Origin of the sequence: Maridesulfovibrio zosterae DSM 11974, from assembly GCF_000425265.1 — a bacterium.
Lineage (GTDB): Bacteria > Desulfobacterota > Desulfovibrionia > Desulfovibrionales > Desulfovibrionaceae > Maridesulfovibrio > Maridesulfovibrio zosterae.
Map to the genome: position 1 here is coordinate 154,470 of NZ_KE384344.1, position 14,862 is coordinate 169,331.

At 42.0% G+C, this 14,862-nt stretch carries 11 protein-coding genes; 5 read left to right on the forward strand and 6 right to left on the reverse strand.

Annotated features, from left to right (window positions below; translation table 11 throughout):
• Window positions 1-33: 33 nt before the first annotated feature.
• From H589_RS0118640 to H589_RS0118650, 3 genes are all read right to left on the reverse strand, one after another.
• Window positions 34-2,184, reverse strand: coding sequence for a Tex family protein (locus H589_RS0118640; RefSeq protein ID WP_027723430.1), 2,151 nt, complete (start codon window positions 2,182-2,184; stop codon window positions 34-36).
• Window positions 2,185-2,324: 140 nt separating this feature from the next.
• Window positions 2,325-2,816, reverse strand: a complete 492-nt coding sequence (locus tag H589_RS0118645; RefSeq protein WP_027723431.1) for a MamS/MamX family magnetosome protein — start codon at window positions 2,814-2,816, stop codon at window positions 2,325-2,327.
• A 37-nt stretch (window positions 2,817-2,853) separates the two neighbouring features.
• On the reverse strand, window positions 2,854-3,438 hold the full coding sequence (locus H589_RS0118650) for a hypothetical protein (RefSeq protein ID WP_027723432.1): 585 nt from the start codon (window positions 3,436-3,438) through the stop codon (window positions 2,854-2,856).
• Window positions 3,439-3,578: 140 nt separating this feature from the next.
• Between H589_RS0118650 and H589_RS0118655 the strand changes: the two genes are divergently transcribed.
• Window positions 3,579-4,115: a tetratricopeptide repeat protein gene (locus tag H589_RS0118655; protein WP_027723433.1), complete on the forward strand. Its 537-nt coding sequence runs from the start codon at window positions 3,579-3,581 to the stop codon at window positions 4,113-4,115.
• Between the two features lie 14 nt (window positions 4,116-4,129).
• Here H589_RS0118655 and H589_RS0118660 read toward each other — a convergent pair whose 3' ends face one another.
• A complete protein-coding gene (locus H589_RS0118660; protein ID WP_027723434.1) occupies window positions 4,130-5,050 on the reverse strand; it encodes a 4Fe-4S binding protein in 921 nt (306 codons plus the stop codon).
• Between the two features lie 147 nt (window positions 5,051-5,197).
• On the opposite strand from H589_RS0118660, the gene H589_RS0118665 reads away from it, so the two are divergent.
• The 3 genes from H589_RS0118665 (at window position 5,198) to H589_RS0118675 (ending at window position 9,484) form a co-directional block, all read left to right on the forward strand.
• Window positions 5,198-6,679, forward strand: a complete 1,482-nt coding sequence (locus H589_RS0118665) for an STAS domain-containing protein (RefSeq protein ID WP_027723435.1) — start codon at window positions 5,198-5,200, stop codon at window positions 6,677-6,679.
• 132 nt (window positions 6,680-6,811) lie between these two features.
• Window positions 6,812-7,936: an ABC transporter substrate-binding protein gene (locus H589_RS0118670; RefSeq protein ID WP_027723436.1), complete on the forward strand. Its 1,125-nt coding sequence runs from the start codon at window positions 6,812-6,814 to the stop codon at window positions 7,934-7,936.
• A 42-nt stretch (window positions 7,937-7,978) separates the two neighbouring features.
• Entirely contained in the window at window positions 7,979-9,484 is a 1,506-nt protein-coding gene (locus H589_RS0118675) for a leucyl aminopeptidase (protein ID WP_027723437.1), read from the forward strand.
• 141 nt (window positions 9,485-9,625) lie between these two features.
• On the opposite strand, the gene H589_RS0118680 is transcribed toward H589_RS0118675, so the two are convergent.
• Window positions 9,626-10,636: an asparaginase gene (locus H589_RS0118680; RefSeq protein ID WP_027723438.1), complete on the reverse strand. Its 1,011-nt coding sequence runs from the start codon at window positions 10,634-10,636 to the stop codon at window positions 9,626-9,628.
• A 174-nt stretch (window positions 10,637-10,810) separates the two neighbouring features.
• Here H589_RS0118680 and H589_RS0118685 point away from each other — a divergent pair, with 174 nt between their 5' ends.
• The gene (locus H589_RS0118685) at window positions 10,811-12,784 is read left to right on the forward strand and encodes a PAS domain-containing sensor histidine kinase (protein WP_027723439.1); all 1,974 of its coding nucleotides are present in this window, start codon (window positions 10,811-10,813) and stop codon (window positions 12,782-12,784) included.
• 68 nt (window positions 12,785-12,852) lie between these two features.
• On the opposite strand, the gene typA is transcribed toward H589_RS0118685, so the two are convergent.
• The gene (typA, locus tag H589_RS0118690) at window positions 12,853-14,694 is read right to left on the reverse strand and encodes a translational GTPase TypA (RefSeq protein ID WP_027723440.1); all 1,842 of its coding nucleotides are present in this window, start codon (window positions 14,692-14,694) and stop codon (window positions 12,853-12,855) included.
• Window positions 14,695-14,862: the final 168 nt, after the last annotated feature.

Here is a 14,862-nt window from a genome sequence, read left to right on the forward strand (position 1 = left end):
AAATAAAATAAGGTAAGGCCCTTGCGGGCCTTCTTACATATCAGAAGGCCGCATTGACATGGAAATACGTTTGCGGTCAATATCTACTTCCATAACTTTTACTTTAACAGCCAGTCCCGGATGCACTATTGTAGACGGGTCTTTTATAAATTCATCTGCAATACGGCTGATATGCACAAGCCCGTCCTGATGCACTCCTACGTCAACAAATGCTCCAAAGGCGGTAACGTTTGTTACTATGCCGTTGAGGACCATTCCTTCACGCAGATCTTTAACTTCTTTTACTGAATCATCGAAATTTACTGCTTCAAATTGTTTACGCGGATCACGTCCAGGTTTTTCCAGCTCTTTCATAATATCCTTAAGAGTTGGCAGGCCGAGATCTTCAGTAATATAATTATCCAGTTTTACTTCAGAACGCAGTTCTGAAGATTTGATTAGAGCCGCAATATCAGTTCCTATATCTTTAGCCATTTTAGCTACTGTTTTATAGCGCTCTGGATGCACGGCAGTATTATCAAGAGGATTTTTTGCATCCCTGATGCGTAAGAATCCGGCACATTGTTCAAAAGCTTTTGGGCCTAGACGGGGAACTTTCAGCAGGTCCTTACGTGAGCCAAATGGTCCGTTTTCATCCCGGAATTTGATTATATTAGCGGCAAGGACAGGACCTAGTCCTGATACTGATTGCAAAAGACGGCCGCTGGCCGTGTTGAGCTCCACCCCGACCATATTTACACATGATTCAACAACCCTATTCAGACTTTCAGCTAAAGCTTTCTGGTCAACATCATGCTGATATTGCCCGACACCTATAGCTTTAGGATCAATCTTAACCAGTTCAGCCAATGGGTCCATCAGTCTGCGGCCGATGGAGACAGATCCTCGCACGGTGATATCGTAGTTCGGAAATTCCTCACGGGCTATTTCAGAGGCCGAATATACCGATGCTCCGGACTCATTTACCATGATGATACTGATTGCTTTATCAAGGCCTAATTCTTTTACAAACTGTTCTGTTTCACGTCCTGCCGTTCCATTGCCGATGGCAATGGCTTCAATTTTATATTTGTTTACCAGCTCAGTTACTATTGCGGCAGCATCTTTCTTTTTGTTCTCAGATGTTACAGGATAGATGGTGTCATTGTGCAGCAGAGCTCCCTGTTCATCCAAACAGACCAGTTTTGCTCCGGTACGAAATCCGGGGTCCAGAGCCATTATTCTTTTACTGCCCAGAGGAGGAGCAAGAAGAATCTCCCGCAAGTTGGATGCAAATACTTTGATGGCTTCTGTTTCTGCTTTTTCAAGTAGTATGGCGCGCAGCTCTGTTTCCATTTGCGGGGCAAGAAGTCGTTTATAGCTGTCGGTTGCCGCTTTTTCCACTTGCTTAGAGGCCTCAGATGCTGAACGTACTAATTTTCGGTGCAGAACTTCAAGTCCTTCAGCTTCATCCGGTCTGATGGAAACTTTCAAAAATTTATCACGCTCACCACGCAAAAGCGCTAAAATACGATGTCCGGCTGCTCGCTTGGCTGGTTCACTCCAATCAAACCAGTCTCTAAATTTAGAGGCTTTATCTTTGTTTACATCTTCCAGCGCTGTTTTTGTTGCTTTTGATTCAATGAATGCTTTGCGTTCAAAAAGAGTACGGATTGCTTGGCGGGTGCCAGTATTTTCAGAAATCTTTTCAGCAATAATATCGCGTGCTCCGGCAAGAGCATCGTCTATCGTTTCAACTCCTTTGTCCTTGGAAATATATGCCAGTGCTTCTTTCTGGGGCTCACATTGCTGAGCAAAAATTTTGTACGCTAAAGGCTCGAGTCCTTTCTGGATTGCAGTCTGACCTTTGCTTTTGCGTTTAGGCTTGTATGGCAGATATATATCTTCAAGCTCACGCATTGTCGCCGCAGAATCAATTCTGCTTTTAAGAACACTGTCCAGTTTTCCCTGTTCATCAATGGATTTAAGAACAGTCTCCCGTCTTTTATCGAGTTCTTTAAGTTTTCCAAAAAGGTCATTGACTGAGGATACTGAAACCTCATCAAGGCTGCCTGTTGCTTCTTTGCGGTAGCGTGAAATAAAGGGAATGGTAGCCCCTTCATCAAGCAGTTCAACAACAGCTTTTACATTTTTATGAGGGATGTTCAGTTCAGACGAAATTCGGGAAATATTATCAGGATTCATAAGGCTCATTTATTATTTAAAAAGATTTATGCAGTAGGAATAAACTGTCGTATTTATAAAAGTATAAAATTGTGTTGGGGGAAATTTCAAACCGGTGAGCCTTTCACTGAAAAACTCACCAGTTTGATTGCTGAAATTAATTACTGCTTAAGCTCAGACTCTTCGTGTTTAAGTTGTTCGGGAGTCAGTGACCAGAACGGGGTTCCGTCTTTGGTCAGGCGAAATTTGTATTGCCGCTCTTCCCCTGCTTTTAACTTGGCGCAAATATACTCATAATCATTACCTATTGTTACAAGTACTCCGTAAACTTTCAGTCTCACACCTGGGCGAAGTCCTTTGATACGTGGTTCAACAAAGTCTTTGGGACCAAGATGAACCAGAACCTTTTCTCCATCGTCTTTGTCTTTTACAAGTAGCCCTATGCCGGTAGTCATTCCATCCATGGGAGTTATTTCTTCGATATCAATAAGGGTCCCCTTAAACACATCACGATCGGTATTATCGTATAGCTGATCATATTTTCCATTCTTTTCCCAGCCTTTGATATTGATATCTGATGCATAGACCGCAGTCGTCATGCTTGCCATAAGACATAAAGCAGTTAATATTTTCAAATTAATTTTTCTCAACATTACGGTCTCCGTCTTGTTTATAGTTCGCTGGTAACCCTTATTTGTTTTGTAAAAGCCATTTATTAAAAGCCCGCAAAGTTATTATTTTAACGTCCGCATAGGCTCTTTTGTTTAAAAAATCAGTTCGTATAAAATCAACAGTGACCTGCTTTGTTGCAGGGTCAACTATAAATATTCTTACATAATCATTTTTGCTATCTAACGAACCAAGATCATTGGAAACAGCGTTGTCTGCTGATACATTATAAAGCAAGGCAAGATCAGCTCCTAACGTAGAAGCAATTTTTGATACCTTCTCGGGGTTCGGTGCATAATTGCCGTATTTTTTTTGTTCCCATAATTGTGTGGCATTCATATTCGGGATTAATTGAACATTTCCTCCATTTACCGGGTATGCTGACCATTTTAAGTCAAATGCACCAGCCTGTTTGCATGCAGCACGTAAAGCCTGTGTCATTGTCCAGCGATATTTGAATTCGAAGTTCATTGTCGATGCTTTCCACGGTAGCAGGGCTATTTTGTATATCTTCCCGCCTGTATCAAATGGAGTCTTGTATGATGGCATTCTGGTACATGCCGAAATTACAAATAATAAGGTCAGTAAAATAAATAATTTTTTCATGATTAATCCTCGATATTGTTCATTACAAGATTCTTTATGTTTATAATGGAGCTATTCATAAGTCCATACCTGTTGATGATATGACTTGGCGTTCTATGCATTTGCCGTTACACTCCGTCAGTTTTCATTTGGAGGTAATTATGTCCGGGAAAAAGAAACCACAAAAACTTTCCAGAAGGGGTTTTCTCTTTGGCGGCTTCAGGAATAAAGAAGATCGCGAGCAGCCGCAGAGTGCAGCTAAACCTATTGCTGCGAAAGAAGTTGATCTTGATACTCTTGCACAGGCTAATGTTGCCTATGAGAATAAACGTTACGAAGAGGCTTCTGAAAAGTATAAAGAGTTTATCAAAACAGAACCACAGAATGCCGATGCCCGAAAACGTCTGGGGCATTGCCTATATAAGTGTGAAAAATATATTCAGGCAAAAGTTGAGTTTGAAAGGGCAATCAGGATTTTGGGTAAAGATAATTTTTCTTATCTCTACTTAGGTCTTTTACTGTGTCGGGCTGGAGCAGGAAAAAAGTCAATTCCAGTTTGGAGGCTATATTTTGATCCTGAGAATATAACTTTGCAGCGTGAGATAAATCTACAGATTGCTCTGCTTGAATCTGACCCGGAAGCATCATTTGTCGATGCTGCGGACATGATTGAAAAGATTATAGAAGAAACTGCGTAAGTCGTTTAGTCCATTTATTTATCAAATTCATCTACTAATAGCGGGGCGGGGTGCTTTTTATTGCGTGCAAGGCGCAAAGCATCTTTACGGCATTTATTGATGCAGACTCCGCAGCCCATGCATTTCTCAGGATTGATGCGCATGCGTTTGTCCCGTACAGCCATAGCTCCGAAGGGGCAGTATTCCATACATTGCCCGCACCCGATGCACTTGTGCGGATCAACAACGGAGATATATCCTGATGGGATCAGCATCGGGATTCCGTTACGGGTAGCCTCCATTGCTCCGCAGCAGCAGGAGCAGCAGTTGCAGATGGCATAAAATCTTCCAAGCATTACATCCTTAAAAAAAGCATGATGTACATGTCCACGTGCATTTTCAGCTTCAAGGATGCGTATTGCTTCCTCTTCTGTTATGCGCCGAGCTTTTTCCGGATGGTTTTTAGCAACAAATGATGCAAATGGTTCACCCATGATCAGACATACATCCATAGGCAGGCATGGATTTTCTCGTGACGCGCGGCACGGGCATTCAAAAGCTACTATGTGATCCGGGTTTTGCAGTACAACATCTCTGGCTCTTTTAAATGGCAGAACTTTCTCAGGAACAGTTGTTACTACATTTTTATTTATTTTTACGAATTTAACAGCTTCTTCTGTAATGAGAACTTTTCCATGATATGATTCGGCAAACTCTTTTTTTAGCTGCTGGCGCTTTTTCCTGTTCTTTGGAGAAGCCATGAGGCTAGAAATAAAATCAGCAATAGGAGCAAGATTATTCTCGCCCAGTGCTGCTCCTATGTATGCTTTAGGCCAGCGAATATACATGTACCCGTGAAGGACATCCTTCATGGTCATGTTTCTATCCTCAAGGGCTTGTTTAAGAAAATCACCGGTTGCAGTATCCGGTATGAATTTCTGTAAGACTTTTTTCATTGGTTGGCCTCTTATATTCGTAATTATCAGAGCTATAAAAAATAGTACAGTTTTTCCATAAGAACTTCACAACTTGAAGCTCTTATGCCTATTCTCATATCAAGTCGCATGTAATATAAGGGAAGATGTTGAAGAGGAGTTACTGCAATGGATATTTCGGTACGCAGGCACAGTGGAACAGTGGTCGTTGTCATGGGGGGAAGAATTGATGCCTATGGGGCCGGGGAACTTGATAAATCTCTGGATGAACTTTTGAGCGATGAAAATCTTGCTTGCATGGCTTTTGATATGACTGAGGTTCGCTACCTCAGCAGTGCCGGGATAAGAATTATTGTAAGCTCTTTAAAAAAACTACGATCACGTAAAGGGGCTCTGGCTCTATGCGGAGTTCAAAGCTATTGTAAAAATGTTCTTGATACTGCCGGTATAAGCCGCTCACTTGATATATTTAAGACTCGCAGTGAGGCGATGAATTTTTTACAGGGTGTACACTGGGAAAGACAGGCTCTTGAGAATTGGGAGGGTATGGAGCAGATGAATTCGCCTATAGGTTGTTTTCGCTTTATTCCCGGAGAAAATACTCAGGCTGAGATTAAAATTATTGGTTCTGTTGCAGACATTTTTCATTCCAGAGTTGATGATAGCCGAATTTTTTCACGTCGATTTTCTCAGACAGAATATTCTATAGGAGTTGGAGGACTTGGCGAGATTCCTGAAGATTATATGAAGGTGCTTGGAAGCATGATTACCATAGGCGGTACCATGGCCTGGCTGCCGACTGATGGTCATGATATGGCTGATTTTCTGGTTCCTCAGAATGACACAGGATCAGTAATGATAAGAACTCCATTTAATTTGGCTTTATCGGGTGGATTTAACGAATATATTATGTTTGAATCTTCCGAGAAGGGAGGAACTACGCTTGATAAGCTGTATAGAGGGCTGTTTCTTCTGGCACGCAGGAGGCGTAGAGACTTCAAAGGGGTAATGGGGGTTGCTGCCTGGATGCAGACAAGCGAACTTTATGCCGCTACTCTCATGAAATCTCCTGTCAGGGAGTATGCTCCTGAAAATAAGAGAACAATTAATGATCCTGTTAATAGTGATGACTGGCTGCGACGTGATGTTTTGCCTAGATACCGTGATGTGACTTGTCTTACCTGTGGTGTTGGAGTTGACCTTTCCTGTGACCTGTCTGTTTTTGACCAGTCCGGTATGTATGCTGCTTTTTATATTGATCCCGGAACAGCCGGTGATAAAGGGCAGATATTAAATAATCACGGCGCTGTATTTGAAAAAATTGCCATGCCTGAAAAGATGGTCTGTCTCGATAAAATGGTTCATGACGTTACAGCTAAAGCCGAGTTTAAAGATATGCGTAAGCTTCGGGACTGTACCCGAGTTTCAAGAGCTTTTCTTGGCGTAAGCTATACTCAGAAATTCTCCCGTGACACTTCTGGATGGCAGGGGACGGCAATGGAAATGCCGATAAACCGTAATCTGGCCGATAAGCGTTATCGCAAAGAATCTGATTTTCCATCAATACCTGAAAAGAGGGAAGCTGAGCTTACAAAATTTCAGCAATTTTTAGAGGAACAGCAGACTAAACTTACTATGAACAAAAAATAGAAATTTTGCGACTGAAAGTGATACACTGATGCTATTCTCATGTTGAAAAATGTGCTAGAATTAGTAATCATATCTATGATAGATATTAATAAATAATAGGTAGTTATTCTCTGTCGCTCAGAGGGGGTAAATATGCGGATCAGTGCTTTTATTGTGTTTTTTTTGCTTTGTTCTTCAAGTGTTTTTGCAGGTGGTGATTCGATTAAAGTCGGGGTGCTCTATAATCTTACCGGTGCTATGGCGGCAATCGATCAACCAGGATTGCATGGAATGGAGCTTGCCAAAGATATTATAAATGCTCAGGGCGGCGTCCTTGGCAAGAAGATCAGTCTGGTTGTTTCCGATTGTCGTTCAAATCTGGACTCCACTGTATTGGCTTCCAATATCCTCGCCGGGCAGGATGGTATGACCGCTGTTATTGGTCTAAATGATACTGACTATGTTATGGCTGCAGCACCAGCGGTTACCGCGCAGGATATTGTCTTTATTACAGCCGGTGCTACTATGCAAAATCTTCCCTATATGTATGGAAAATATTTTTTTATGGCGGCTTTCGGTGATAATATGCAGGCCAGAGCCGTAGCTAAATTCGCCAAGCGCAGACTGGAAACACAAAATGCATTTGTGGGGACAGATCTTTCTAATGAATTTACAAAAGCACTCTCCAAATATTTTAAGCGCAGGTATCGTAAATATGGTGGGAAAATAACTGACGAGGTCTGGTTCAGTTCCGGTGATGAAAACTTTCCAGTGCCGGGAGTAAAGGATCCGGCTCCTGATGTGCTTTTTCTGTCATCTATCCCGCCTGATGCGCCTAAATATGTGACCGCTTTGCGCAGTGCCGGCTTTAATCAGCCTATTGTCTCAGGTGATGGATTTGACACTCCTGGATTAATGAAAATTCCGGCAGAGTATGCACACTCAATTTATTTTGCTACACACGTCGCTCTTGATAATCCTGATCCTGTTGTTCAAGAATTTGTAGATAGTTATGAGCATGTTTTCGGAAGCAGGCCTGAATCTGGATTTGCCGCGCTTGGATACGATACTCTCATGCTTTTGGCTAACGCTATTGAGAAGGCTGGAAGTGATAAACCGGAAGAAGTACGTGAAGCCCTTGCTTCCACCTTGGATTTTAAAGGTGTAACTGGTAATTTCAGTTATCCTGAAGGGATCAGAGTACCCATGAAAAGTGTTGATATCATGAAATACTCAAACGGAACATTTTCTTTTGTGGAGCAGATTAAACCAAATTAGATGTCAGGGACCTATTAAATATAAAACGTTACGGAGAATCAGATGGAATTTAATGTAGTAGTCGATCCTGCTGCGGCTTGGTCTGCGGATGCTGTTATATTTTTCGCCTTTAAAGATACTGACGACTATCTCCCGGGCTTTTCTTCCTGGATGTCTTCGGAAGCAGACTGGGTATCCGGCTCTCAAGCATTAAATGATTTTTCCGGTGAGCTTGGCAGTACTTCCGTTATATACGGGGCTGGAACATCTATCCAGCGGGTTTTGCTGGTTGGACTAGGTTCTGAAAATGAATTTGGTGTGGAACAGTTTTCTCAGGCTGTTGCCTCTGCTTTTCAAAAATGCCGTGAGCTTAAGTTTCGTATTGTAGGCGCTCCACTTCCTGCTTTTGAAGGCATTGTACTTGAAGATCGTTATGAGCATTTCGTGGTCGCAGCAATAAGTGGTTTATATTCTTTTGATCAGTTTAAAACGAAGAAAGATGACAAGGCTGACTTACCTGAATCAGTGCGGTTTTTGACTGAAGAGGAGCCTGAGGAGTATTTTTTAGAATCCATTGCTAAAGGTAATGCCGTCGGTCTGGCTACCTCTTATGCCCGCGACCTAGTCAATCTGCCTCCCAATATTGCTAATCCTGTTTACCTTGCAGAAGAAGCCAAAAAAATGGCTAAAAAGTATGGCTTTAAATTTAAGACCATGAAACGGAAGGAAATAATCGATAAAGGTATGGGGGCATACGCATCAGTGTTTCGTGGTTCTGTCGATGAGCCTCGTCTGATAACTCTTGAGTATTGTCCTAAAGATCTTGAGGGGACTAAGCCTTTGGTTTTGGTCGGTAAAGGGGTTACTTTTGATACCGGTGGTATTTCACTTAAACCGACTGGTTTCATTGAAGATATGAAATGTGATATGGCTGGAGCTGCAGCGATACTTGGTTTTTTCCAAGCTCTAGGTGAACTTAAGCCTGAAATTTCAATTGTTGGTATATTGCCGTGTGCTGATAATATGCCTGATGCATCAGCCACCCGTCCTGGAGAGGTTGTTACATCCTATTCTGGTAAAACTATTGAAATCCTGAATACCGATGCTGAGGGCCGATTGTTGCTTTGTGATGCGCTCGCGTATTCCAAGGTCTTTGAGCCTGCTGCGATAATAGATCTGGCAACACTTACCGGAGGCTGTATTATTGCTTTTGGCTGGAATGTTGCTGCTGTTATGGATAATTCTTCCAAGATGCAGGACTTGGTAATGGAATGCGGTATGAGTGTTGGGGAAAGATTTTGGCCTATGCCTCTTTGGGATATTTATAAGGATGAACTGAAAAGTGAAGTTGCTGACATTAAAAATATCGGTTCGAGAGAGGGGATGACTATTCATGCCGGAATGTTTCTTAAGGAATTCGTACCTGAAAATGTTCCATGGGCACATTTAGATATAGCAGGGCCAGCTTGGAGAAAGAAAAAAACACCAGCAGGCGCGGCTGGTGGATCTGGGTTCGGTGTACGGACGCTTATAGAAATTGTTACCCGTATAGATTTAGGGGATATGTAGAAAGGATATATGGTGTTAATAGAGGGGTAACTCAGCAAGTCTGAGGTAAGATTCTTTATTTTTACTTTATTATCTATTTATTTGTACATTTGAAAATAAGGGTAAACACTGCCAGTCAGTTGGCTGTGTTTACCCTTATTTTTATACACTTTCTTCAGCAAAAATTTCACGAATGACGTTCATATTGCATTCGCTTCCAATGAGCATCTGTAATAACAGGGTAGCCTTAAGTGCCGAGAGAGCTCCTGCTATAATAACTCCTTTCTGTTTTAGAAAGGCGGCTCCTCCGGGATAAGCATATATTGGCCATACTCCACCTTCGACACAGCGGGTGCATAGCACTACCGGAATATTCTTGGAAATACATTGTTCTATGCCTGAAACAAGTCCTGGAGGGGTGTTACCTGCTCCAAAACCTTCCAGAACTATTCCTTTAGCTCCGGCCTCGATAAGTTTTTCAAGAATAGTTGAGTCCATGCCCGGATGACACCCTACAAGATGTACATTTTCTGCAGCTTTAGTGACCATAAAAGGCAGGCGTGGACGTCTACCTGATTTTGCCATGGTAAGAATGACTGATTCACCGGCAATAAATCCAATACGCCCTGTATTTTGACCGATAAAAGGATCAACGTTAAGCGAGCTTGATTTAATAGCATTGCGAGCAGCAAAAAGTTTATCTGCCATCTGTATAATCACATCTGTTCCTTCCGGAGGAGGAAGGAGGCAGACTCTAACCGCATCAACGAGATTGCGGATTCCATCATATCCAGATTCATTGAAGTAACGCATAGCTCCTGTCAGGATAACCGGTTTTGGTGATTTAACTGCAATATCGAGAACATATGCAGTTTCAGCCATGAGGTCGGTACCGTGTAGAATGACAGCTCCCAGAACTTGATCCTCAGCAAGATAGCCATCAACATCATGGGCAAGATTAAGCATCTTTTCCGGTGACATGTGCGGGCTGGGGACATCAGACCAGAGTATAGGGCGAATTGTGATATCGTGTTCGTCGGGGGTAATTTCGGTAAGAAGTTTGGTAAAATTATCATCGGGAACGACTCCGCCTGCATCCGGTTTATCGCTCATTCCGATTGTTCCACCTGTAAATATGAGAATTACCTCACCTGAAAGATTCTTTGAACCCATTTTATTTCTCCGAAAAGTGTGGATTATGTGAAAATCTGGTAACGCAGGATCTCTTATTTAGCAACAAATGAAAAAATTAAATATCGGGAAGTGTCTTTTTGCTTTTTTTATAACTGCGCTGTGGTATAGTGAATACTAGCTTACACTGTAATTAGGTTTCGGAGGTTTTTTAAAGTGGCTGTATTTGAGCGTGATATCTTACAGGCTGTTGAATTTATCGCTCAACACTATCCGGGTGTAGTGGTTGTCCTGAATGATGATAAAAGAGTTGTTTTTGTCGGAGGAATTGAAGCAAGAATTCTCTCCGGGCTCATCAGTTCTGGAGATTTTTTATCGTCATCTAAAATGTATAGCAGTGGATTTGAAGAATTTTTGAATACAGTTGTTCATTCTGAGTCAACTTTTTCAGGATATTACGAAAGTAAGGTCAGTGGGGTAAGCGAGGTTCTCTGGAATGGAAATTATTTGGAATCAGGGATAATTATTTTAAAAGGGAAAGTGGTCAGGGGGAATACTGGGTCTTTTTCTGAACCTGACAATGAACTTGATGCACTCCGTGCTAAAGAGAGAATTTTTTCCACTTTGCTGAGTAATTTGCCGGGGATGGTTTACCGATGCAAAAATGATGTGGATTGGAGTTTGGATTTTGTCAGCGAGGGATGTCTTGAGCTTACAGGATATGAGGTTGAGGCTCTACTTGGAAATCGTGATATTGCTTATGCGGACCTTATTTTGCCCGAGTTCAGAGCTTATGTATGGGAATGTGTACAAGAGGCCATTCAGGATAATGAGCCCTATGAAATAATGTATAAGATTAGAACCTTATCAGGTGAATTAAAGTGGGTTTGGGAAAAAGGAGTAGACGTTTACGAGGATGGAGAGTTTATCGGGTTGGAAGGTTTTATTACCGATGTGACTTTGCTGATGGAAACAGAGCAGGCTTTGCATCAAAGCGAAGAACGGTATCGGCTTATGGCAGAGAAAACAGGTCAGATGGTTTATGATCTAAACTTAAATACTAATGAGATAATCTGGGCGGGGGCTGTAAGGGAGATCTCCGGATGCACTGAAGAGGAATTCCAGTCAGTTGATTTGGATGGGTGGGAAAAATTAATACACCCTGATGACCGCGAGCATGTTGTTGCAGATTTGGAAAAGAGCCTTAAGCGGGCATGCTCATTTGTGTCAACGTACAGGTTCAGGCGCAAAGATGGCAGTTTTTTATATGTTGAAGATGAAGGCGATTTTTTGCTTGATGTCACTGGAAAACCTATACGTATGATTGGTGCTATCAAGAACTATTCTGATAAAATGAAAGTTCAGGAATTGATGATTCAGTCTGAAAAAATGACCACTGTGGCGAGTCTTTCAGCTGGTATGGCTCATGAAATTAATAATCCTCTCGGAGTCATTTCTCAATCAGCACAAAATATTGAACGCAGACTATTGCCTCATTTGGCAAAGAATAAAGAAGTTGCTGATAAAATAGGGGTACCTATTGCGCTGATAAGACAGTATTTAGATGAGCGTAATGTTACAACGATGCTTGACTCCATTAAAGAGGCTAGTTCTCGTGTTGCACGCACAATTGTGAACATGCTTAATTTCAGCCGCAAATCTGGCGAGGATAAAAAAAATTGTAACCTTAAAGAATTACTGGAACAGGCTCTTGAGAAGGTGAAGACTGATTTAAATTCATGTGCAGAGTATGAGTTTAGCCGTGTAAATATAATTAAAAATATACAGCCTGATTTACCGGAAATTTTATGTTTTGGAGCAGAAATTGAACGAGTATTCTTTCAACTGGTTAAGAATTCAGCGCAGATAATATGTTCAAATAAATCTGTAATAGAAGAGCCCACTATAAAGATTAAACTTTTTAGCAATGATGCTTACTTAACAATAGAAATTGAAGACAACGGTCCCGGCATGGATGCCATTACCCGTAAAAAAGTATTTGAACCTTTTTTTACAACCAGAATAAACCAAAAGGGGAGCGGGCTGGGACTTTCAATCGTTTACTTTATTATTACCCATAATCATGGGGGGGCAATCAGGCTTGATTCAGAACCGGGTGAAGGTTCTAAGTTTACAATCAGTCTGCCAAGAGGGCCTGTTGCAGATTTGTATTCTAATGGTTCGTGGTAAGCTGGGTATATAAAAAAGCCTTCCGGTTTGTGTTCGGAAGGCTTTTTAAATTTGAATTGGAGTGCTGATTACTTTTTATCTTTAATTTGTTTTCCGCGTGCCATGTGGCGTTTGGAAGAAGAAAGTTCCATCTTGCGCAGGCGGATGGATTCAGGTGTAATCTCAATAAGTTCGTCGTCCCTGATAAAATGCATGGCTCTTTCAAGAGTCATGGGACGAATAGGGGTAAGCGTAACCGCTTCGTCTTTACCAGAAGCACGCATGTTGGATAGCTTTTTCTCTTTGGTTGGGTTGATATTGATATCATTGTCCCTGTTATGCTCTCCAACGATCATACCTTCATATACTGGATCACCTGGTTCAACAAAAAGTTCACCACGTGGTTCGAGGTTGAAGATCGCGTAAGCAACGCTTTTACCGCTACGGTCAGCAACCAGTGAACCTGTGTAACGGGAAGGGAAATCTCCGCGGTAGTCGTCATAGCCGGCAAACAGAGAGTTCATAATTCCTGTTCCCTTGGTGTCGGTCAGAAATTCATCACGATAACCGATGAGAGAACGTGAAGGAGCTGAAAATTCCAAGCGTACACGACCTTTACCGTTGTTAACGAGGTTGCTCATTTTCGCTTTGCGTGAAGAAAGTTTTTCTGTAACTACGCCCATAAAGCATTCTTCGCAGTCGATAAAAACCTGTTCCATAGGCTCAAGTTTTTTACCGTTTTCTTCTTTGAAAATAACTTCAGGTCTACCTACAGAAAGTTCAAAACCTTCACGGCGCATAGTTTCAATCAAGATTGCGAGCTGGAATTCTCCACGACCCTTAACTATGAAACTGTCTTTTTCGGCACTTTCTTCAATTTTAACAGCAACGTTAAGCAGAGTCTCTTTATTGAGCCTTTCACGAATCTTAGAAGACTGAACCAACTTTCCTTCAAGACCAGCCATGGGAGAGGTATTGATAGTAAAACGCATGGAAACAGTCGGTTCATCAACAGTGATACGGGGCAATGCCTTCGGTGCTTCTTTAGTACAGATTGTATCACCGATGGTAACGCCTTCAATACCGGAAACAACTACGATATCACCTGGGTTGGCGATGTCGGTTTCACAGAAGGTGGGGCCGTCATAGCTCTGAATTTTGGTCAGGCGCAGAGAAACATTTTCGCCTTCTTCGTTGATGCAGACAAGAGGTTCGTTTTGCTTGGCAGATCCATGGATAACTTTACCAATGGCGAGTCGTCCAAGGTAGTCAGAGTAGCCCAGGTCTGAAACAAGCATCTGGAAAGGTTCAGTTTCGCAGTAAGATGGTCCTGGAAGAAAATCGATAACCATATCCATGAGCGGGTGCAGGTTTTCGCCTTTTTCTTCAAGAGTTTTTTGAGCAATTCCATCACGTCCGATAGCGTAAAGAATAGGAAATTCAAGCTGCTGTTCATTGGCATCAAGGTCAATGAAAAGGTCATAAACTTCGTCTAAGACTTCATCAGGACGAGCATCACCGCGGTCAATTTTGTTGATGACAACGATAATTTTAAGGCCTGCTTCGAGAGCTTTTTTCAATACGAAGCGAGTCTGAGGGAGAGGTCCTTCAGAAGCATCAACAAGCAAAATTGCACCATCAGCCATGCTTAAGGAACGTTCAACTTCTCCGCCGAAGTCTGCGTGACCAGGGGTATCAATTATGTTGATTTTTACGCCCCTCCAGTCAACTGCACAGTTTTTTGCAGCAATGGTGATGCCTCTTTCACGTTCAAGATCCATACTGTCCATAAGACGGTCATCTACTTCCTGTCCTTCTCTGAACAGTCCGCTTTGCTTGAACATACCATCAACCAAGGTTGTTTTACCATGGTCAACGTGTGCTATGATAGCTATATTTCTGATTTTTTCGTTAGTAGTCAATGTAGTCACGGATTCCTCCGGCGCATAAGATCTGCCATAAATTTCCCGTGCATCGGGATGGTGCAACAAAAATATGGGGCATAATCTCAGAGGCTGGTTAAATTAGAGATAAGGAGACGTTATTTAGGGCATATTGCCACTACTGGCAAGGGAAAAAATGTATTTAAAGGTTATATA

Coding starts and splice junctions, on each gene's coding strand:
- H589_RS0118640 (WP_027723430.1), bottom strand. CDS start 2,184: ATGAATCCTGATAATATTTCCCGAATTTCGTCTGAACTGAACATCCCT.
- H589_RS0118645 (WP_027723431.1), bottom strand. CDS start 2,816: ATGTTGAGAAAAATTAATTTGAAAATATTAACTGCTTTATGTCTTATG.
- H589_RS0118650 (WP_027723432.1), bottom strand. CDS start 3,438: ATGAAAAAATTATTTATTTTACTGACCTTATTATTTGTAATTTCGGCA.
- H589_RS0118655 (WP_027723433.1), top strand. CDS start 3,579: ATGTCCGGGAAAAAGAAACCACAAAAACTTTCCAGAAGGGGTTTTCTC.
- H589_RS0118660 (WP_027723434.1), bottom strand. CDS start 5,050: ATGAAAAAAGTCTTACAGAAATTCATACCGGATACTGCAACCGGTGAT.
- H589_RS0118665 (WP_027723435.1), top strand. CDS start 5,198: ATGGATATTTCGGTACGCAGGCACAGTGGAACAGTGGTCGTTGTCATG.
- H589_RS0118670 (WP_027723436.1), top strand. CDS start 6,812: ATGCGGATCAGTGCTTTTATTGTGTTTTTTTTGCTTTGTTCTTCAAGT.
- H589_RS0118675 (WP_027723437.1), top strand. CDS start 7,979: ATGGAATTTAATGTAGTAGTCGATCCTGCTGCGGCTTGGTCTGCGGAT.
- H589_RS0118680 (WP_027723438.1), bottom strand. CDS start 10,636: ATGGGTTCAAAGAATCTTTCAGGTGAGGTAATTCTCATATTTACAGGT.